Annotated in this window: 19 protein-coding genes; 11 read left to right on the top strand and 8 right to left on the bottom strand. The window is 69.4% G+C overall.

What is annotated here, in order from left to right; translation table 11 throughout:
- Genes JJB11_RS15490 through JJB11_RS15480 form a run of 3 tightly spaced genes read left to right on the top strand, consistent with a single transcriptional unit; the run spans position 1 to position 3,190 of the window.
- Positions 1–1,389, top strand: coding sequence for a Rieske 2Fe-2S domain-containing protein (locus tag JJB11_RS15490; RefSeq protein ID WP_201173075.1), 1,389 nt, complete (start codon positions 1–3; stop codon positions 1,387–1,389).
- Entirely contained in the window at positions 1,386–2,864 is a 1,479-nt protein-coding gene (locus tag JJB11_RS15485) for a type I glutamate--ammonia ligase (RefSeq protein WP_201173065.1), read from the top strand. Before JJB11_RS15490 ends, JJB11_RS15485 begins: the two co-directional genes overlap by 4 nt.
- A gap of 2 nt (positions 2,865–2,866) precedes the next feature.
- The gene (locus tag JJB11_RS15480; RefSeq protein ID WP_201173062.1) at positions 2,867–3,190 is read left to right on the top strand and encodes a 2Fe-2S iron-sulfur cluster-binding protein; all 324 of its coding nucleotides are present in this window, start codon (positions 2,867–2,869) and stop codon (positions 3,188–3,190) included.
- Between the two features lie 11 nt (positions 3,191–3,201).
- Here the strand turns inward: JJB11_RS15480 and JJB11_RS15475 are convergent, their stop codons facing one another.
- Complete coding sequence (locus JJB11_RS15475; RefSeq protein WP_201173059.1) at positions 3,202–3,849, bottom strand: YiaD family glycine zipper/OmpA-like lipoprotein; 648 nt, start codon at positions 3,847–3,849, stop codon at positions 3,202–3,204.
- A gap of 93 nt (positions 3,850–3,942) precedes the next feature.
- Between JJB11_RS15475 and JJB11_RS15470 the strand changes: the two genes are divergently transcribed.
- Entirely contained in the window at positions 3,943–4,245 is a 303-nt protein-coding gene (locus JJB11_RS15470; protein WP_201173057.1) for an antibiotic biosynthesis monooxygenase family protein, read from the top strand.
- Here the strand turns inward: JJB11_RS15470 and JJB11_RS15465 are convergent.
- The 6 genes from JJB11_RS15465 to JJB11_RS15440 all read right to left on the bottom strand — a co-directional run bounded on the left by JJB11_RS15465 (position 4,220) and on the right by JJB11_RS15440 (position 10,391).
- On the bottom strand, positions 4,220–5,167 hold the full coding sequence (locus tag JJB11_RS15465; protein ID WP_201173055.1) for an SMP-30/gluconolactonase/LRE family protein: 948 nt from the start codon (positions 5,165–5,167) through the stop codon (positions 4,220–4,222). The two genes, JJB11_RS15470 and JJB11_RS15465, sit on opposite strands and share 26 nt — an antisense overlap.
- A 10-nt stretch (positions 5,168–5,177) precedes the next feature.
- Positions 5,178–6,146: an ABC transporter permease gene (locus tag JJB11_RS15460; protein WP_201173052.1), complete on the bottom strand. Its 969-nt coding sequence runs from the start codon at positions 6,144–6,146 to the stop codon at positions 5,178–5,180.
- Between the two features lie 5 nt (positions 6,147–6,151).
- Positions 6,152–7,138: an ABC transporter permease gene (locus tag JJB11_RS15455; RefSeq protein ID WP_201173050.1), complete on the bottom strand. Its 987-nt coding sequence runs from the start codon at positions 7,136–7,138 to the stop codon at positions 6,152–6,154.
- Entirely contained in the window at positions 7,135–8,661 is a 1,527-nt protein-coding gene (locus JJB11_RS15450; protein ID WP_201173591.1) for a sugar ABC transporter ATP-binding protein, read from the bottom strand. The genes JJB11_RS15455 and JJB11_RS15450 overlap by 4 nt, the downstream gene beginning before the upstream one ends.
- Positions 8,658–9,782 carry a sugar ABC transporter substrate-binding protein gene (locus JJB11_RS15445; RefSeq protein WP_201173048.1) on the bottom strand — a complete coding sequence of 375 codons (1,125 nt, stop codon included), beginning with the start codon at positions 9,780–9,782 and terminating at the stop codon, positions 8,658–8,660. The genes JJB11_RS15450 and JJB11_RS15445 overlap by 4 nt, the downstream gene beginning before the upstream one ends.
- Positions 9,783–9,935: 153 nt before the next feature.
- The gene (locus tag JJB11_RS15440) at positions 9,936–10,391 is read right to left on the bottom strand and encodes a MarR family winged helix-turn-helix transcriptional regulator (RefSeq protein WP_201173046.1); all 456 of its coding nucleotides are present in this window, start codon (positions 10,389–10,391) and stop codon (positions 9,936–9,938) included.
- 86 nt (positions 10,392–10,477) lie between these two features.
- On the opposite strand from JJB11_RS15440, the gene JJB11_RS15435 reads away from it, so the two are divergent.
- From JJB11_RS15435 to JJB11_RS15405, 7 genes are all read left to right on the top strand, one after another.
- Positions 10,478–11,821 carry an FAD-dependent oxidoreductase gene (locus tag JJB11_RS15435; protein ID WP_201173044.1) on the top strand — a complete coding sequence of 448 codons (1,344 nt, stop codon included), beginning with the start codon at positions 10,478–10,480 and terminating at the stop codon, positions 11,819–11,821.
- A gap of 10 nt (positions 11,822–11,831) precedes the next feature.
- Positions 11,832–12,887, top strand: a complete 1,056-nt coding sequence (gene gtdA / locus JJB11_RS15430; RefSeq protein WP_201173043.1) for a gentisate 1,2-dioxygenase — start codon at positions 11,832–11,834, stop codon at positions 12,885–12,887.
- A complete protein-coding gene (locus JJB11_RS15425; RefSeq protein ID WP_201173042.1) occupies positions 12,884–13,579 on the top strand; it encodes a fumarylacetoacetate hydrolase family protein in 696 nt (231 codons plus the stop codon). The genes gtdA and JJB11_RS15425 overlap by 4 nt, the downstream gene beginning before the upstream one ends.
- 101 nt (positions 13,580–13,680) lie before the next feature.
- Positions 13,681–14,166 (top strand): TRAP transporter small permease, encoded by a 486-nt coding sequence (locus JJB11_RS15420; RefSeq protein ID WP_201173041.1) that lies wholly within the window; start codon positions 13,681–13,683, stop codon positions 14,164–14,166.
- Between the two features lie 37 nt (positions 14,167–14,203).
- The gene (locus JJB11_RS15415) at positions 14,204–15,523 is read left to right on the top strand and encodes a TRAP transporter large permease (RefSeq protein ID WP_201173039.1); all 1,320 of its coding nucleotides are present in this window, start codon (positions 14,204–14,206) and stop codon (positions 15,521–15,523) included.
- Between the two features lie 68 nt (positions 15,524–15,591).
- A complete protein-coding gene (locus JJB11_RS15410) occupies positions 15,592–16,644 on the top strand; it encodes a TRAP transporter substrate-binding protein (protein ID WP_201173037.1) in 1,053 nt (350 codons plus the stop codon).
- 49 nt (positions 16,645–16,693) lie between these two features.
- Positions 16,694–17,245 (top strand): NUDIX domain-containing protein, encoded by a 552-nt coding sequence (locus tag JJB11_RS15405; protein ID WP_201173035.1) that lies wholly within the window; start codon positions 16,694–16,696, stop codon positions 17,243–17,245.
- Between the two features lie 35 nt (positions 17,246–17,280).
- Here the strand turns inward: JJB11_RS15405 and JJB11_RS26050 are convergent, their stop codons facing one another.
- On the bottom strand, positions 17,281–19,503 hold the full coding sequence (locus JJB11_RS26050) for a protein kinase domain-containing protein (RefSeq protein WP_201964867.1): 2,223 nt from the start codon (positions 19,501–19,503) through the stop codon (positions 17,281–17,283).
- Positions 19,504–19,555 lie beyond the last annotated feature (52 nt).

The raw sequence follows: 19,555 nt of genomic DNA, 5'->3' as shown, positions 1-19,555 counted from the left end.
ATGAAAGCAGAACAGAACGAACTGGTCACGCGCATCGGCCCCGGGACGCCCTGCGGGGCGGTGCTGCGCAGCTACTGGCAACCCGTTGCCCTGGTCGACGAATTCGATGCGCGGCTCGATCCGCGCATGGCGAACCGGCCGGTGAAGGCGCTGCGGGTGATGGGGCAAGACCTCGTGCTGTTCCGCGAGGCCTCGGGCCGCTGGGGCCTGCTCGATCGCGACTGCCCGCACCGGGGCGCCGATCTCTCCTTCGGGCGCCACGAAGGCGACGGGCTGCGCTGTCCCTTCCATGGCTGGAAGTTCGACGCCACCGGCCGCTGCCTGGAAACGCCCGCCGAGCCCGCGGGCAGCAAGCTGTGCGAGCGCGTGCGGCAGCGCAATTATCCGGTGCTCGAGAAGAGTGGCGTGCTGTTCGCGTGGCTGGGAGAAGAAGGCAAGGCGCCGCCCTTCCCCGCCTTCGACTGCTTTGCGGCGCCCGCGACGCACACCTTCGCGTTCAAGGGCCTGTGGCACTGCAACTGGCTGCAGGCGTTCGAAGTCGGCATCGACCCGGCGCATCCCTCGTTCCTGCACCGCTTCCTCAATGACGCGCCGCTCGACGCCGTCGGCGAGAACGCGGCGGGCAAGCAGTTCCGCAGCGCCAGCGCAGGCGAGTTTGCCGGCGAGAAGTGGCCGATGAGCCGGATCATGCGCGAGTTCCACCAGCCGGAGATCGCCGCGGAAGCCAGGCCCTGGGGCCTGCAGCTCACGACGCTGAGGCCGATGACCGAGGAGCTCACGCACGTGCGCGTCACCCAGGCGATCTTCCCGCACACCTTCGTGATCCCGCTGTCGGAGACGCTCACCATCACGCAGATGCACCTGCCCGTCGACGACGAGCACACCTACTGGTACTCGATCTTCACCAGCTTCGGCGCCCCGGTGGACAAGGACGCGATGCGCAACCAGCGCCTGCAGTTCATCTCGCTGCCCGACTACCTGCCGAAGTCCGGCCGCCACAACCGCTGGGGCTTCAATCCCGAGGAGCAGCGCACGCAGACCTACCTGGGCATGGGCGAGGAAGACATCAACGTCCACGACCAGTGGGCCGTCGAGAGCATGGGGCCCATCCAGGACCGCACGCGCGAGCACCTGGGCACCAGCGACAAGGTGATCATGGCCAACCGGCGCATGCTGCTCAAGGCGATCGAGGCCGTGCAGGCCGGCGGCACCGCGCCCGGCGCGGCCGATGCGAGCCTGGCGGCGCAGATGCAAGGGCCGGATACGGTGGACGGCATCGCGCCCGCGGGCACCTGGAGCACCTGGTGGCAGGAGCGCGTGCGCGCCAAGCGCGCGGGCGCGCCCTGGCTGCAGGGCACCGCGTCCCAGGTCGAGGCGCAGGCCACGTGAGTTCGTTCGCGCAACGCTGCGGCATCCACGACGCCGCGCGCGAGCAGGCCGTGCAGCGCCTGGGCCGGCTCATTTCCGGGCAAGGCCTGGAACTCGTGCGCTTCGCCTGGTGCGACCAGCACGGCGTGTTGCGCGGCAAGACGCTGGTGGCCGCGGCGGCCGAACGCGCACTGCGCGAAGGCGTGGGCCTGGTCAGCACGCTGCTGCTCAAGGACACCTCGGACCGGACTGCGTTCAAGGTGTTCGAGCCGGGTGGCACCGCCAGCCTGCCTGGCTTCGGCTTCGCCAACAACCTGCTGCTGCTCGCCGACCCGGACAGTTTCCGCCAGCTGCCCTGGACGCCCGCCACCGGCTGGTTGCGCGCGCAGCCCTGGTTCGAGGACGGCACGCCGGTGGAGCTGGACACGCGGCGCGTGCTGCAGCGCGCGCTCGCGCGGCTGGCCGAGGCGGGCTTCACCCTGAAGTGCGGGCTGGAGGTGGAGTTCCACATCTACAAGCTGCAGGACACGCAGCCCGCGCTGGATCCAATGCAGTCCGCGTGGCCGCCGCCGGCGCCGGCGGTGAGCCTCGTGCATCCCGGCTACAACCTGCTGGCCGAAGGCTGGTACGACCAGGCGGAGGAGCCTATGCGCATCGTGCAGCACACGGCGCAGGCGCTCGGCCTGCCGCTGCTGTCGCTGGAGATCGAACTGGGGCCCAGCCAGGTGGAAGCGGTGTTCGAGGCGACGGACGCCCTCGCCGCCGCGGACAACATGGTGCTGTTCCGCAATGCCGTGAAGATGGCGCTGCGGCGTGCGGGCTACCACGCGAGCTTCATGTGCCGCCCGCCCTTCCCCAACATCATGTCGAGCGGCTGGCACCTGCACCAGTCGCTGTGCGACGCTGGCACCGGGCGCAACGCCTTCCAGCGCGACGTGCCGAAAGCCGGCACCGATTCCTCGGATGCGGCGCACACGCTGTCGGACCTCGGCGAGCACTATCTCGCCGGCCTGCTCGCGCACGCGCGCGGCACGACCGTGTTCTGCACGCCGACCGCCAATGGCTTCGGCCGCTTCCGCCCGAATGCGCTGGCGCCGCAGTCCGTGCTGTGGGGCCGCGACAACCGCGGCGCGCTGCTGCGCGTGATCGGCGGCTGCGGCGACGCGGCGACGCGCATCGAGAACCGCATCGGCGAGCCGGCCGCCAATCCGTACCTCTACTTCGCATCGCAGGTGCACGCCGGCCTGGACGGCATCGCCCGCGCACTGCGGGCGCCGCGCGCCACCGATGCACCCTACGCCGGCCAGGGCGAATCCCTGCCCACCAGCCTGGGCGATGCGCTGTCGGCGCTCGAGCAGGACACGGTGCTCTGCGATGCCTTCGGCCGCGGCTTCGTCGACTACTACACCCGCATCAAGCGGTCCGAGCAGCAGCGCTTCGCCGCCGCCGAGGACCCGGACGAATTCCAGCGGCGCGAGTACTTCGCCCGCCTCTGAGCATGATCAGGATCCACCTCGTGGCCCCGGACGGCGCCGAAACCACCCTGGAAGCGAAACCCGGCGAAAGCCTCATGCAGGCCGCGGTCGCTGCGAACGTGCGCCGCATCGAGGCGGACTGCGGCGGCCTGCTCACCTGCGCGACCTGCCACGTGTATGTCCGCGAACCCTTCGCCGCGCAACTGCCGCCCCCGCAGGACGACGAGCTGGGCATGCTGGAATTCACCGCGGCGCCGCGCCAGGCGAACAGCCGACTGAGTTGCCAGATCGAACTCGCGCCGGCGCTCGACGGACTGACCGTCGACCTGCCGGCGACGCAGCACTAGCAGTCTGCGCTTCAACGCGACGACACGTTCGCCCGCTCGCCCAGGAAGATCTCCACCCGCCGGTTCCTTGCGCGGCCGGCTTCCGTGCTGTTGTCGGCCACCGGTTCGCGTTCGCCGCGGCCCGCCACCTGGATGCTGTCGGCGCGCACGCCCCGGTCCACCAGGTAGTTCTTGACCGACTCGGCGCGCTCAAGCGAAAGCCTGTCATTGAGGGCGTCGCCGCCGGTGTTGTCGGTGTGGCCGACGATGCGCACTTCGGTGTTGGCCTGCCCGCCGAGGCCGCTGGCGAACTGGTCGAGGATGGGACGCAGCCGCGGGTTGATGTCCGCGCGGCCGACTGCGAACGAGATGTCGCTGGGCACTTCGAGCTTCAGCTGGTTGTCGGGCGTCTGCACGACGTTCACGCCGCTGCCTGCGGTCGCCTGCTGCATCTGCGCCTTCTTGTTCTCCATGTACTTGGACCAGCCGTAGCCCCCGGCCGCGCCCACAGCGCCGCCGATCACGGCGCCTTTCGCATTGCCGCCGATGGCCGCTCCGGCGAGCGCGCCGATGCCGGTGCCGATCAAGGTGCTCTTCGTGGTGTCGCTCATGGGCGCGCCCGTGTCCGCGCACGACGCGAGCAAGGCGGCTGCGGCCAAGGCAAGTGCGATCTGTCTCATGGCATCTCCTGAAGCTGCTGGCGAATCGCCCCGGAACGCGCGCGGAGCGTGACGAGCTTACGGCTAGACTGCGCGACTGCCAAGGAGAACCGCATGATCCTCGAAGTCGCCGACATCCGCATCCGACCCGGCCAGCAGGCCGCCTTTGACGAAGCCATCGAACGCGGACTGCGCACGGTCGCTGCCCACGCGGAGGGCATGCGCGGCTGGAAGGTGAACAAGGGCATCGAATCCCCCGAGCGCTACATCCTGCAGATCTTCTGGGACACGCTGGAGGCGCATACCGTGGGCTTCCGCCAAAGCCCGCTGTTCGCGCAATGGCGCAGCATCGTGGGGCCGTTCTTCGCGCAGCCGCCGGTGGTGGAGCACTTCACGCTGCTGGCCAAGTCGTCCTAGGCCGCGGCACGGCCCGCGTGTTCAGGTACACCGAGTACAGCGAGCTCGTCGCGCAGATGAACAGGCGATTCAGCTTGGGCCCGCCGAAGCACACGTTGGCGACGGCCTCGGGCACGCGCACCTTGCCGAGAAGCACACCGTCCGGCGCGTAGCAATGCACGCCGTCGCCGGCGCTGGTCCAGACGTGGCCATGCACGTCGACGCGGAAGCCGTCGAAGAGACCGGCACCGCATTGCGCCCACACCTCGCCGCCCGCAAGCGCGCGGCCGCCCTCCTTCACCTGGAAGCGGCGGATGTGCCGTGGTCCCCCCGCGACGTGCGTCGCCCCCGTGTCCGCCACATAGAGCCAGCGCTCGTCGGGCGAGAAGGCCAGCCCGTTCGGCTGCACGAAGCCGGTCGCCACCCGGCTCACCGCACCGGAGTCGCCGTCGATGCGATAGAGGCAGCATTCGCCCAGTTCGCCGGGAGCGGCATCGCCTTCGTAGTCGCTGTCGATCCCGTAGCTCGGATCGGAGAACCAGATGCTGCCGTCCGACTTCACGACCAGGTCGTTGGGCGAGTTGAAGCGCTTGCCTTCGAAGCGCTCGGCCAGCACCGTGCGCGTGCCGTCGTGCTCCGTGCGCGAGACGCAGCGGCCCCGGTGCTCGCAGGACACCAGCCGGCCTTGCAGGTCCACCGTGTGCCCGTTCGTGTTCATCGCCGGCTGGCGGAACACGGACACCGAGCCGTCGGTCTCGTCCCAGCGCAGCATGCGGTCGTTCGGGATGTCGGACCAGACCAGGTAGCGGCCGGCGGCGAACCACGCCGGTCCCTCGGCCCAGCGGCAACCCGTGTACAGGCGTTCCAGGTGCACGTTGCCGAACGCCAGCGCGCGGAAGCGCTCGTCGATGACTTCGAAACTGGACGTGAGTTCGATCGCCATGAAGGCCTCCTCAAGCCGCGTGCCGGCGCCCTCGGCCGTACACCAGCAGCATCGCGATGATCACCAGGCCGTAGGCCACCTGGCGGCCCATCTCCGGGATCTGCATCACGGAGAGGATGGATTGCAGCAGCGTGACCAGCACGACACCCACGACGGTCCCCAGGTAGGAACCGCGTCCCCCGAGGATGTGGGTGCCGCCCAGCACCACCGCGGCGATGGCGGGCAGCTGGTACGCATCGCCCATGGCCTGGTAGGCCTTCGTGGAATAGCCGGTGAGCAGCACGCCGGCGGCCGCCGAACACGCGCCGGCGATCACGAAGCAGAGCAAGGTGACGCGGCGCGTGGCAATGCCTGAAAGATAGGCCGCGCGCTCACGGTTGCCGACGGCGTACACCGCGCGCCCGAACGCGGTCCGGTGCAGGAGGAACAAGGCGCCCGCGCCCACCACCGCCCAGACCAGCAAGGCGTTGGGAATGCCGAGGAAGGAGCGCCCCGTCGCGACCAGGTGCATCGCGGGTGTGGCGCGGTCCTGCGGCGCGAAGCCGCCCGTGTGCACGACGATGAGTCCCTGGGCGACGGCGTTCATGCCGAGGGTGAAGATCATCGAGGGCACGCGCAGGTAGGCGACGCCGATCCCGTTCAGCAGGCCCAGCAGCGCGCCGCAGAGGATGCCAAAGGGAATCGCGATCGCTGCGCCCTGCCCGTGCCACCAGCCTGCGGCCGCGGCCGACATCATGCCGCCTACCGTCACGAGCCAGGGCACCGACAGGTCGATGCCGCCCAGCAGGATGACGAGCATCGCGCCGGTCGCGATGATGCCGAGGAAGGACGCGATCTGCAGCTGCAGCAGCAGGTACTCGGGCGAGAGGAAGTTGCGCGAGTAGAGGCTGCCCACCAGCAGCAGCACCAGCGTGCATGCGGCCCCTGCCAGCACCGGCAGGTGGCGGGAGCTGCGCATGCGCAAGGCGATCGTCGTCATCGGTTTCAGCGGAAGAGCGCGAGCCGGTTGCCCACGCGCAGCAGGCGGATGGAGCCGACGCTCACGGCGACCAGCAGGATCACGCCCTGGAACAGCGGCTGCCACAAGGGCTCGAAGTCGAACACGAACAGCAGGTCGCCAATGGTGCGCAATGCGAAGGCGCCGAAGATCGCGCCGACGGCGCTGCCACTGCCCCCTGCGAGCGAGACACCGCCGATCACCACCGCCGCGATGGAGTTGAGCGTGTAGACGCCGCCGATGGCCGACGAAGCCTCGCCCGAGAACGTGACGAAGGTGAGCAGGAGGCCGCCGATCGCGGCGAGCAGGCCGGCCAGGGTGTACGTGAGCAGGATGGTCCGGCCCATCGCCACGCCGGACATGTAGCTGGCCGTCTCCGAGGAGCCGATGGCGAGGGCCGCGCGCCCGAGCACCGAGCGGCGGTAAGGCAGCCAGACGAGCAGCACCACCGCGAGCAACACCAGCAGCATGCTGGGCACGGCGCCCGGCAGCGAGCCGGTCAGCGCCTCCGCCACGCCGGCGTGGACGTCGCCGCCGGGCACGGGCCGCAGTCCCAGCGCCAGGCCGAAGTACACGATCCCGGTGGCAAGCGTCGTGATGATCGGCTGCAGCCGTCCGTAGACGATGATGAATCCGTTCACCAGTCCGCAGGCGGCACCCGTCGCCAGCACCGCGGCGACGCCAAGCGCAGCATGCCAGCCCGAGCCCACGACCAGGTGCGAGGCCAGGCAGTTCGCCAGCACGAACACCATGCCCACCGACAGGTCGATGCCGCCCGTGAGCACCGGCAGCGTCTGCGCCATCGCGGCCACCGCCAGCAGCACGCCCTTGTTCGCGGCCGTCGTGAGCACGGCGGCGTCCCAGCCGACCGGGTGCTTGCCGATGTAGAGCGCAAACAGGACCACGAACAGTGCCACGGCCGCCATCGTGGCGCGCTGTTCGCGCAGCCGGTACTGCCACTCCAACCGTGTCATGCCGCCTCCTGCAGGTCCAGCGCGCTGGCGACCAGCGCGCGTTCCGTAAGCGCATCGCCTTGCAGCCAGCGCACGATGCGGCCGCCGTAGAACACGGCGACGCGGTCGCAGCAGCCGATCAGCTCCGCGTAGTCGGTGGAATACAGCAGCACCGCCGCGCCTTCGGCGGCGAGCTCGCGGATCAAGGCGTAGATCTCCTGCTTGGTGCCCACGTCGATGCCGCGGGTGGGATCGTTCAGCAGCAGGATGCGCGGCGCCGTCAGCAGCCATTTGCCGATCACCACCTTCTGCTGGTTGCCGCCGGACAGCGTGGCGACCGGATCGCCCGGGTCGCCGACCTTGATCGCGAGGCGCCGCACCATGCCGCCCACGGCTTCGCGTTCGGCCGCGGCGACCAGCACGCCTGCGCGGCTGAAGCGGTCCAGGGCGGCGAGGCTGAGGTTGTCGTTGACGGACATGGGCAGCAGCAGGCCGTCCATCTTGCGGTCCTCGGGCACCAGCGCGATGCCCTGCGCGCGCGCCTTCGCTGCACGCGGGTCGCGCGTGCGCGCGGGGAGGCCATCGATGCGCACTTCGCCGGTGACGCCGCGCAGCACGCCGAACAAGGCCAGGAACAGCTCGCGCTGCCCCTGGCCGTCGAGGCCGCCGAGCCCCACGATCTCGCCGGGGCGCACCGCCAGGTCGATGTCGTGCAGCCGCCCGGCCCAGCCGAGGCGCCGCGTCTGCAGCACGGGCGCCGGCTGGTTCGCCGGCGGCGGCGGCTTGGGCGGGAAGGCGTGCGCGATGTCGCGGCCAATCATCATCTCCAGCACCTGCGCGTCGCTGCGCGTGCCGGCCTCGAAGCTGGCCACGCGCGTGCCGTTGCGGAACACCGAGCAGTCGTCCGCCAGTTCCGCGATTTCCGGCATGCGGTGCGAGATGTAGACGATTGCCAGTCCTTCCGAGCGCAGCCGCCGCAGCAGCGCGAAGACGCGCTGCACGTCGGCCGCCGTCAGCGCCGAGGTCGCCTCGTCCAGGATCAGGATCTTCGGGTCGCGGGCCAGCGCCTTCGCGATCTCCACGAGCTGCCGCCGCGACAGCGGCAGGCCAGCCACGGGCGCCAGCGGGTGGATGTCCTGCGCGCCCGCACGCGCGAGCGCCGCCTCGGCGCGCCGTCGCTGCTCCTTGCGATCGATCAGCCCGAAGCGCCGCGGCGGGTTGGTGATGCAGATGTTGTCGGCGACGCTCAGGTCCGGCAGCAGCGAGAGCTCCTGGAAGATGCAGGCGATGCCGGCGGAGACCGCTTCCTGCGGATGCGCGAAACGGCGCTCGCGTCCCTGCAGCACGATGCGTCCCTCGTCGGGCTGCACCACGCCCGCCATCACCTTGATCAGCGTGGACTTGCCAGCGCCGTTCTCGCCCAGCAGCGCGTGGATGCGCCCGGCGGTGCAGGCGAAGTCCGCGTGCGCAAGCGCGCGGACCCCGCCATAGCGCTTGGACACCTCGACGAGCTGCAGGACGGGGTCCAAGGCCGCGTGCCTCAGTTGTTCTTCTCGTCCTTCGACATGATGTCGGTGGCCTTGAGGTTCACGCCGCAGGGCGGGAAGTCGTTGGTGGTGAAGAAGTTGTCCGTCAGCTCGGGGAAGTAGTTGACGTTGGCCTTGAAGTTCGGGTGCGTGGCCGTGGGGATGGGCACCGAGATCATCTGCGGCATCACCTTGCCTTGCAGCGCCGTGACCGCCGCCTTCATCGAGATCGCCACCAGGCCCGGCGACTGCCCGAGCGAGGCGCACAGGAGGCCGTCCTTCGCGCGCTCGGCGCACAGCTTGCGGAAGCCGTTCTCGGCTTCGCCGGCGACCGGGATCATCTTGTGCTTGGCGTCGATGAGCGCGCGTACGGCGCCGGTGGAGCCGCCCTGCACGAACATGCCGTCGAAGTTCTTGTGCACGGCCACCGCATCGGCGACGGCCTTCTGGGCGGTGCCGTCGTCCCAGTTGCCCACGACCTCGACGACCTCGAACTTGTTGCCCGGCGCCTCGACGACCTTGCGGAAGCCCAGGTGCCGGTCGCGGTCCACCGAATTGCCGGGAACGCCGCGCACTTCCAGCAGCTTGCCGGACTTCGACGGGATGTTGTTCACCACCCATTCGCCCGACTGCTCGCCCATGGCCAGCTGGTCCTCGTTGACCATCATCACGTCGCTCGTGTCCAGCACGTTGTCGAAGGGCACGAGCACCACGCCCTTGGCATTGGCCCGCTTGATCACCGGACCGAAGGCGGTGGGGTTCACGGCGATCGTGATGATCGCGTCGTAGCCGGAGTTGATGAAGTTGTCGATCGCGGCCACCTGCGCGGCGACGTCCGTGCCCGTGGAGACGATCTTGAACTCCTTGATCTGGGACTTCATCTCCGGCGTCGCCGCGTAGGCCTTGGCCATCTTGATCATCTGGATGCGCCAGGTGTTGCCGACGAAGCCGTTGGCCAGCGCGATCCGGTACGGGCCGGGCTTGGCCGGCCACTGGAAGTACTTGGTGCTGGCGTCCCAGGGCTTGAAGCAGCCGGGATTCTCGCCGGGTCCCTTCACCACGGTCGGGCCGGCCGACAGGGCCGCGGAGGACGCAAGAAACGCCGCGACGGCGGCAACGATGGCATTGCGTGAGCTCATGCTGTCTCCTTGGTGGATATGCTCCCACGCACGTCCTGCCTCGGCCGCGCGCCCCTTGTCGCGGGGCGGCGCAATCGTCATCCGAAGCATCATTCAGGCTGGCGTGCAGGGGCCGCATGGGACTTACCCTTGCCGCTGCGGCCGAGCTGGCGCTCAGGCGGTGTCTTCGCCGCCGACTTCCTCGTGGCCCTCGACCAGCCGATCGAGCAGGTGCACGAGCTGCTCGCCCTCCGCGGCCGAGAGCGGCTCCAGGATGCGCTGCTGCACGCGATGCACGGCGCGTTTCATCTTCTGCGCCATCTCGGCGCCTTCGGCGGTCACCCACAGCAGCTTGCGCCGGCGGTCTTCGGCGTCGGCTTCACGCCGCACCCAGCCGCGCCCTTCCAGCCGCGCGATGACGGAGCCGAAGGTCGCAGGATCGAACGCGACCTTGCGGGCGAGCGTCACCTGGTCCTCGCCGGGATCTTCCATCAACGCGTTGAGGATGGAGAACTGCACCGGCGTCACGTCGAAGGCCGCGGTCTCCTGCATGAACAGTGCCCAGGAGACCTGGTGCGCACGCCGGATCAGGTGCCCGGGCGCGTGCCGGAAATCGAAGCTCTTCGCCATGCGACCCAGTGTAGCGGTGCACCCGCGGCTTGCGTCACGCCGCATCGCTATGTATGCTTATCATCTTTTCCCTTCGCGCCCAACGGATGACCCGCAACCTCACTGAACCCGCACGCCAGACACCGGTGCGGGGCGAATACGACGTGGTCGTGCTGGGCGGTGGCCCGGCCGGCATCGCTGCCGCGGTCGCGGCCGCGCGCGCCGGCCGCAAGACCTTGCTGGTGGAACGCTACGGCTTCCTCGGCGGCATGGGCACCGCGGCGGGCGTGACCAACTTCTGCGGCCTGCACGCCAACGTGCATGGCGAGATTCGCCAGGTGGTCCACGGCGTCGCCGACGACCTGCTGCAACGCATAGACGCGCTAGGGGGCCTCAACACGCCGCACGCGCTGTTCGGCAAGACCGTGGCGCAGGCCTACGACACGGCGGCGTACAAGATCGCGGCGGACGACCTGATGCTCTCCGCCGCCGTGGAAGTCCTGTTCCACGCACTTGCGGCCGGTGTGGTCATGGACGGGGAGCGGCGCGTGCAGGCGCTGCTGCTGGAGACGAAGTCGGGCCGCTGCGCCGTGCTGGCCCGCGCGTTCATCGACGCGTCCGGCGACGGCGATCTCGCTGCCTGGGCCGGCGCGCCCTACGCGCTGGGCGACGGGCACGGCAACATGCTGTACCCGTCCACGATGTTCCGCGTCAACGGCGTCGATCCGCAGCGCGCCGGCAAGGCCTGGGAGGCGATCCCGAAGCTGATGGCGCAGGCCGAATCCGAGGGCCGCTACCGCTTTCCACGCAAGGGCGCGATCGTGCGGCCGCAAAAGAGCGGCATCGAATGGCGCGTCAACCTCACGCAGCTGGCGAACGCGCAGGGCAACGCCATGAACGGGGTCGACGCGACCGAGCTCTCCGAGGCGGAGGTGCTGGGGCGCCGCCAGATCGCCAGCGTCGCCGGCTTCCTGCGGGAGGTGCCCGGCTTCGAGCAGAGCTACATCTCGGACATCGCGCCGCAGGTGGGCATCCGCGAAACGCGCCGCGTCCACGGCCTGTACGAGCTGACCGAATCCGACGTGCTGGACTGCGCCAGCTTCGACGACACCGTCGGCGTCAACGGGTGGCCGCTGGAGCTGCACCTGAAGGGCGACGTCGAATTCCGCTGGCCTAAGATCCCCGAGAGCCGCGGCTTCAACCAGCTGCCTTATCGCATGACCGTGCCGCAGGGGCTGGACAACGTCTGGGTCGCGGGCCGCTGCGCGTCGATGAGCCACGAAGCGCAGTCCGCCGCGCGGGTGACGGGGGCCTGCTTCGTGATGGGGCAGGCCGTCGGCGCGGCTGCCGATCTCGCCCTGAAGTCCGGCCTGGTCAATGCAGAAGTCGACGTACCCACGCTGCAGCGCGCCCTGGAAGACAATGGCGCTTACCTGGGCCGCCGCTGGTAAAGGAGCTCGCATGAACGCCCCCATCCCCACCGCTCAGGTGCGCGAACAGCTGTACCGCGACATGGACGCGTACAACCTCACGCCGCTGTGGGAGGTGCTGCACGCACTCGTCCCGCCGCGCCCGGCGAGCCCGTGCGCGCCGGCGCTCTGGAAGTACGACGAGGTGCGTCCGTTCCTGATGCGCGCGGGCGACGCGATCACTGCGGAAGAAGCGGTGCGCCGCGTGCTGATTCTCGAGAACCCGAACCTGCGCGGGCAGTCGTGCATCACGCAGTCCCTCTACGCCGGCCTGCAGCTGATCCTGCCCGGCGAGGTCGCGCCCAGCCACCGCCACACGCAGAGCGCGCTGCGGTTCATCGTCGAAGGATCGGGCGCGTACACCGCGGTGGACGGCGAGCGCACCACCATGCGCCCGGGCGACTTCATCATCACGCCCAGCTGGACCTGGCATGACCACGGGCACGAGGCGGACGAGCCGGTCGTGTGGCTCGACGGCCTGGACATCCCGATGCTGCGCTTCTTCGATGCCGGCTTCGCCCAGAACGACACCAGCAAGTCGCAGCAGGTCACGCGTCCCGAGGGCACGAGCTTCGCGCGCTACGGGCACAACATGGTGCCGGTGCGGCACGCGCCGCCCTTCGGCAAGACTTCGCCCATCTTCAGCTATCCCTACGAACGCAGCCGCGAGGCGCTCCACGAACTGGAGCAGCACGCGCCCGTCGACGCCTGGGACGGCTTCAAGCTGCGCTACGTGAACCCGCTCACCGGCGGCTGGACCATGCCCACCATCGGCACGTTCATGCAGCGCCTGCCCGCCGGTTTCCAGGGCCAGGGCTGGCGCCAGACCGATGGTGCGGTGTACAGCGTGGTCGAGGGCGAAGGCGAGGTGCAGATCCAGCAGGACGAGCGCAGCTGGTCGTTCCGCTTCGGCCCGCGCGATCATTTCGTGGTGCCGTCGTGGCACACTGCCCGCCTCTCGAGCAGCAAGGGCTGTGTGCTGTTCAGTTTCTCGGATCGCCCGGTGCACGAAGCGCTGGGCATCCACAACGAAGAAAGGTTGTCATGAGCTACGTCTTCAACCCCGCGCCCCTGGTGAGCGTCCCCGTCGTGGGCCGGTCCGAGCGTTTCCCGGTGCGCCGCATCTACTGCGTGGGCCGCAACTACGTCGAGCACGCGAAGGAAATGGGCTTCACCGGCCGCGAGCCGCCGTTCTTCTTCTTCAAGCCCGCCGACGCGGCGGTCGTGGTGCCGCAGGGCGAGACGGGCACGATCCACTATCCCAGCCTGACCAAGGACCTGCACCACGAGATCGAGCTGGTGGCCTGCATCGGCACGGGCGGCAAGAACATCAAGGCTGCGGACGCGAAGAAGCACATCTTCGGCTACGCCGTGGGCCTGGACATGACGCGCCGCGACCTGCAGGGCGAGCAGAAGAAGCTGGGGCGGCCCTGGGAAATCGGCAAGTCGTTCGAGGAATCGGCGCCCATCGGCCCGATCGTGCCCGCGGCCCAGGCAGGCGACGTCGAGCGTGCGGAGATCTGGCTGCAGGTGAACGGCAAGGACCGCCAGCGCAGCAACGTCTCCAAGCTGATCTGGAACATCGGCGAGATCATCGAGCACCTCTCGACGGCCTGGGACCTGGCGCCCGGCGACCTGATCTACACGGGCACGCCCGAGGGCGTGGCGGCGGTCGTGCAAGGCGACACGCTGGTGGGCGGCGTCACGGGCCTGCCCGAGTTGCGCGTGCGCGTGGCCTGAGCCCCACGCCGCGCTGCCGGCAGCGGGCGGGAATGCAATACCATTCCCGCTCCTGACTCATCCGTGGCCGCCGTACCGGGCCACCCCGGAGAAGCGACACGATGCTGGAACGACTCGCGCGCTGGTGCGCCCTGCTCGCAGGGGCGCTCATTGCCTTCATGGTGGTCCTGACGGTGCTGAGCATCGTCGGGCGTGAGACGGTGGGCCGCACCATCACCGGCGACTTCGAACTGGTCGGCCTCGCGACCGGCGCAGCCGTCGGGCTGTTCATGCCCTTGTGCCAGCTGCATCGCGGCAATATCGTCGTCGACTTCTTCACCGCGCGGGCGCCCAAACGGGTGAACCGGGCCCTGGACCGCGTGGGCGCGTTCCTGCTGGCGCTGTGCTGCGCCCTGCTCGCCTGGCGCGCCGCGCTGGGCGGCCTGTCCTCCTGGAACAGCCACTCCAGCACCATGCTGCTCGGCGTGCCCGAGTGGTACGCGTATGCACCCATGGTCCCGGGCTTCGCGCTGACCGCGGTGATCGGCCTGAAGCAGGCGTTCTTCGGCTTCGGCTCGCAGCCGGACCACCACGAGGTGACGGCATGAGCGCCGCACGGCGGACCAGCCTGGGGGAGGCTCCCGAATGACCGGTATTTCGCTCGCGGTCACGATGATCCTCGTGATGTTCGCGTTCATGGCGATCCGCACGCCGATCGCGATCGCGATGTTCCTCTCGGGGTCGATCGGCTACGTGCTGCAGACCGGCTGGCTGCCCTACGCGAACTTCATGAACAGCATGGCGTTCGCGCGCTTCGCCAGCTACGACCTGTCGGTGATCCCGCTGTTCATCCTCATGGGGCAGTTCGCCACGCAGGGCGGCATCAGCAAGGCGCTGTTCGAGTTCACGGCGGCGGTGGTGGGCCGCTTCCGCGGCGGCCTCGCGATGGCGGCAGTGATGGCCAGCGCCGCCTTCGGCGCGATCTGCGGCTCCTCGGTCGCCACGGCCGCCACCATCACCGGCGTCGCGCTGCCGGAGATGAAGCGGCACGGCTACTCGGGCCGGCTCGCCACCGGCGCACTCGCCACCGCGGGCACGCTCGGCATCCTGATCCCGCCCTCGGTGCCGCTGGTGATCTACGCGATCCTCACCGAGCAGAACATCGCGAAGCTGTTCCTCGCGGCCACGGTGCCCGGCGTGCTCGCGATGGTGGGCTACATGATCGTGATCGCGATCTATGTGCGCCTCGTCCCTGGCCACGCGCCGGAGCTGGAGGAGAACCCGCCGCCGTTCCAGTGGCGCACGGTGCTCGGCCTGATGCCGATCGCCTTCGTGTTCCTGCTGGTCTTCGGCGGCATCTATGGCGGCTTCTTCTCGCCCACCGAAGGCGCCGCCGTGGGCGCGGCGTCGGCCTTCGTGGCGGCGCTCCTGAAGCGCGAGATGAGCTGGCGCAAGTTCCTGGACTGCTTCCTGGCGACCGCGGAAAGCTCCGCGATGATCTTCCTGATCTTCATCGGCGCCGACGTGCTGAATTCGGCGCTTGCGCTGACGCAGATCCAGTCCCAGCTCGTGAGCCTGATCAACGGCTGGCACGTCGCGCCGATCTGGGTGATGGTGGGCATCGTCATCCTGCACATCCTGCTGGGCACGGTGACGGAGGAACTGTCGATCGTGCTGCTCACCATCCCGATCTTCTTCCCCGTGGTCATGAGCCTGGACTTCGGCATGGCCAAGGAGCCGCTGGCGCTCTGGTTCGGCATCCTGATCCTGATGGTGATTTCCTTCGGCATGCTGGTGCCGCCCATGGGCCTGAACGTCTATGTGGTGAACGGCATGGCCAAGGGGGTGCCGCTGGCGGAAAGCTTCCGCGGCGTGCTGCCCTTCCTGGTGAGCGACTTCGTGCGCATCGCGCTGATGCTCGCCTTCCCCGGCATCGCGCTGTGGCTCGTGCGCTTCATGAGCTAGGGATAGCCACAGGAGCCAGGGCGCGGCGTTCCCGCTAAGGTCGGCGCTTTGCAACCAGGGGCTCCGAGATGATCCAACGCAGAACCCTCCTGAAGACCGGCGCGGCCGCCGCGCTCGGCGGCTCCGCCCTGTCCGGCCTCGCGCAGCAGGCGGTCACGCTGAAGTTCCACACCTTCATGGCGCCGCTGTCGAACGTGTGGCTGAACATGCACAAGGCGTGGATGTCCAAGGTGGAGAAGGACTCCAACGGCCGCATCAAGTTCGAGGCCTATCCGGCGATGCAGCTGGGCGGCACGCCCGTGCAGCTGTACGACCAGGCGCGCGACGGCGTCGTGGACGTGGTCTGGACGCTGCCTGGCAACACCGCCGGCCGCTTCCCGCGCGTGGAGGTGTTCGAGCTTCCCTTCATCATGACCAACGCCGAAGCGACGTCCAAGGCGTACTGGGAGTACGTGCAGACCGTGGCTCCGGACGAATTCAAGGAAACGCACCTGCTCGCACTGCAGGTGCACGGGCCGGGCTGCATCCACACCACCGAAAAGCCGGTGCACACGGTGAACGACATGCGCGGCCTGAAGCTGCGCGCGCCGACGCGGCAGGTGACGAAGCTGCTGGGAGCCCTGGGTGCCACGCCGGTGGGCATGCCGCTGCCGCAGATCCCCGACGCGCTCTCCAAGGGCACGATCCAGGGCTGCGTGATCCCCTGGGAGGTGGTCCCCTCGGTCAAGGTGAACGAGCTCACGAAGTACAGCGCCGAGTTCGATCCCGCCGGCGGCGCCCTCTACACGACCACCTTCGTCATGTGCATGAACAAGGCGAAGTACGAGTCGCTCTCGCCGGACCTGAAGAAGGTGATCGACGCCAACTCGGGCCTCGCCACTTCGGGCTGGCTCGGCAAGACGCAGCAGGCCGGCGACGCCGCGGGCCGCAAGTCCGCCGTCGACCATGGCAACACCATCTTCACGGTCAGCCCGACCGATGCCCAGGAGTTCCGCCGCCGCTCGCGCCAGCTCGATGTGGAGTGGGTGGAAGACATGAACAAGCGCGGCTTCGACGGCCGCAAGCTGCTGGACACCGCGCACGCGCTCATCGAGAAGTACACGAAGACCACCAAGGCGTAAACTAGGCGCCTCCAAACCCAAGGGCTCCTGCGGGAGCCCTTGTCATGTCGTGGCCACCCTGCGCAGCCCCATCAAGCATTGCCGCAACTGCGGCGCTGGCGTCGTCTATCGCGTCCCGGACGACGGCGACACGCACCAGCGCGCGGTCTGCCCCGCCTGCGACACCATCCACTACGAGAACCCGCTGAACGTTGTCGGCACCGTGCCTTACCTGGGCGACCGCGTGCTGCTGTGCAAGCGCAACATCGAGCCGCGCTGGGGCAAGTGGACCCTCCCCGCGGGCTTCATGGAACTGGGCGAGACCACCGCGCAGGGCGCCGCGCGCGAAACCCACGAGGAAGCCGGCGCGCAGATCGAGATGGAGGGCCTGTTCACGGTGCTGAGCGTGCCGCGCGTGGGCCAGGTGCACCTGTTCTATCGGGCGCGGCTGCTGAGCGACGCCTTCGACCCGGGCTTCGAGACCATCGAGGCGCGCCTGTTCCGGCAGGACGAGATCCCCTGGGAGGAGATCGCGTTCCGCACGGTGAAGGAAACGCTGGAGCACTTCTTCGCCGATCGCGCGCGCGGCGCCTTCGGGGTGCACACGCTCGACATCCTGTAGCGCGGGCCGGCCGCGGCTGCGCCGCCGTGCGGCCTTCAGGGGAGCTGCTGCGGGCCTTGGCGGACCTTGCTTTCCTCGCGCAGGTGGACTTCCTCGCGATGGCGCACGCAGGCCGGGTGGCCGCGCGCGCCGGGCTTGGCGCAGGCCTCGCTGAGGCAGAGTTCCTTGACGATGAACAGCTTGTCGCGGCAGGCATCCACCGCAGCGAAGCTGGCGCCGGCCGAGCTCGCCACCGGCGGCGTCGCGGGCCTGGAGGGCGCGGGTTCGGGCTCCGCGCGCGGCGCCGTGGCGGAGCTGGCGCGCACGGGTTCGGGCGCGGGCGCGGGCACCGCAAGCTTCGCCGTGCGCGTGGTCCGCTCGCGCTCGCGCTCGCGCTCGTGCTCGCGGTCCCGCTCGTTCCTGGTCACCGCCGCCTTGGCTTGCGCGGGCGCCGCGGGCACGGGTGGATTGGGAGGCATGGCGGCGGCGCCTGCGGCGGCCGTCGCGGAGACCGTCGGCGCGGCCGCTGTCGTGGGCACGTCCTTGGCTGCGGCCGGCGCTGCGGTGCCGGCAACGGGCGCGGCCGGCACCACCGCGGCCGTGGACGCACCCCCATCGACCGTCTTGCCGCGCAAGACCACGGTCGCCACGACGGCAGCGATCGCGATCGCGACTATGCCCGCCAGCGCGGCGACCGGCACCTTCCTGCGCGCGCGCACCGGAACGCTCATGCCATCGTCGATGGCGGCGCCACCCGACCGCGTCTCGAGGCCGGCCGCAAAGGGCGTCGGTGCTTCGGGCTGCTGCAGGATCTGGGTGGTGGGAAAGGTGGAGTCGGGGGGCTGCGTGCCGGGCACGGTCGCGGAGTACGCGGCGGGCCCGGGACCGGCGGCAGCCGCGCCCGCCGCAGGCAGGGGCGCCGTCGCCGCAGCGGCCGCTGCACTCGCGGGCGAGACCGCCTGCACCACGGTGGCCGAATACTCCTCCTGCACCCACTTGGAGGGCTGCATCTGCGAGCGGTCGGCGGACACGGCGGGGCGCGAGACATCGGTGCGCACGCGCGTGGCTTCCGTGTCGGCGAACTGCGTTGACGCGAACGTGCTGCCGGTGCCCGGATAAGGACTGCTGCCGGTCGAAGGCAGCAAGACTCCGGGCACGCTCAGGTTGGTGGGTTCGCCGCTCGTGAGCTTGCGCAGGCGCCGGCGCGCGAGGTCCGCGTAGATGCCGGCCGGGAACTTGTCGAGGAAGCCCTGGAGTTCCTCCGGCTCCGTCGAGTCCTTCACGTCCTTCCAGTAGACCAGCTCCAGCTCCTGCGTCACGGAGCTTGCGCCGGCCATGGACGGGGTCGTGCCGGAGCCCGCCGGTGCCGTGCCCGGCACCGTCAGCGGCCGCGAGGCAGCGCCTTCGACCCGCTTGTGGGGGTTCAGCGGCGGCACGACCGTCTGGTCCTCGGCGCGCCGGATCGCGGCCTGCAGGGCCACCGCGAAGTCGCGCGCCGTGGCGAAGCGCTCCTCGCGTGTCTTGGCCAGCGCCCGCGCCACCACGGCGTCGAGCGCGGCGGGCAGCTTCGGGTTGATCGAACTCGGCGGCGGCGGGTGGTGGCCGATGATCTGGTGGATGATCGAGAAGTCGTTGTCGCCGTCGAAGGGACGCTTGTCCGTCAGCAACTGGTACAGGACCACGCCGGCGGAAAAGAGGTCGGCGCGCGAGTCGATCTTCTGGCCCTGCACCTGCTCGGGCGCCATGTACTTCAGCGTGCCCACCATGCTGCCCTGCGTGCGCGTGGCCTCGCCCGAGTCCTGGATGCGCGCGACGCCGAAGTCCGTGAGCTTCACGCGGCCGCCCGGCTCGATCAGCAGGTTGGCGGGCTTGATGTCGCGATGCACGATTCCCTGCTTGTGCGCGTAGTCGAGGGCGCTGAGCAGGTCGCGGATGATCTTCAGCGACTGCTCCAGCGAGTAGCGCACGCCGCGATCGAGATGGTGCTTGAGGTCGTCGCCCTGGATGTACTCCATCACCAGGAAGGCGACGTCGCCGTCGCGGTCGGAGTCGTAGACGCTGACGATGTTGGGATGCTGCAGGCGCGCAGCGGACCGCGCTTCCGTGCGGAAGCGATGCTCGTATTCGGCCGCCGCTTCCTCGGAGAGGTTCTCGACCTTGACGGTCTTGATGGCGACGCGTCGGTCCAGGTTGGGATCGCGTCCTTCGTACACCACGCCCATGGCACCCTTGCCGAGGACACGGAGCACTTCGTACCGTCCCAGCTTCTTCAGAGTCACATCAGGCCATGGGATACAGGTGGAAACGCATTCTAGCCGGGCCCCCTGTGCC

The organism is Ramlibacter ginsenosidimutans (genome assembly GCF_016654015.1).
GTDB lineage: Bacteria > Pseudomonadota > Gammaproteobacteria > Burkholderiales > Burkholderiaceae_C > Ramlibacter > Ramlibacter ginsenosidimutans.
The sequence above is the reverse complement of the archived record's forward strand: the minus strand, read 5'-3'. Positions and strand labels throughout refer to the sequence as shown.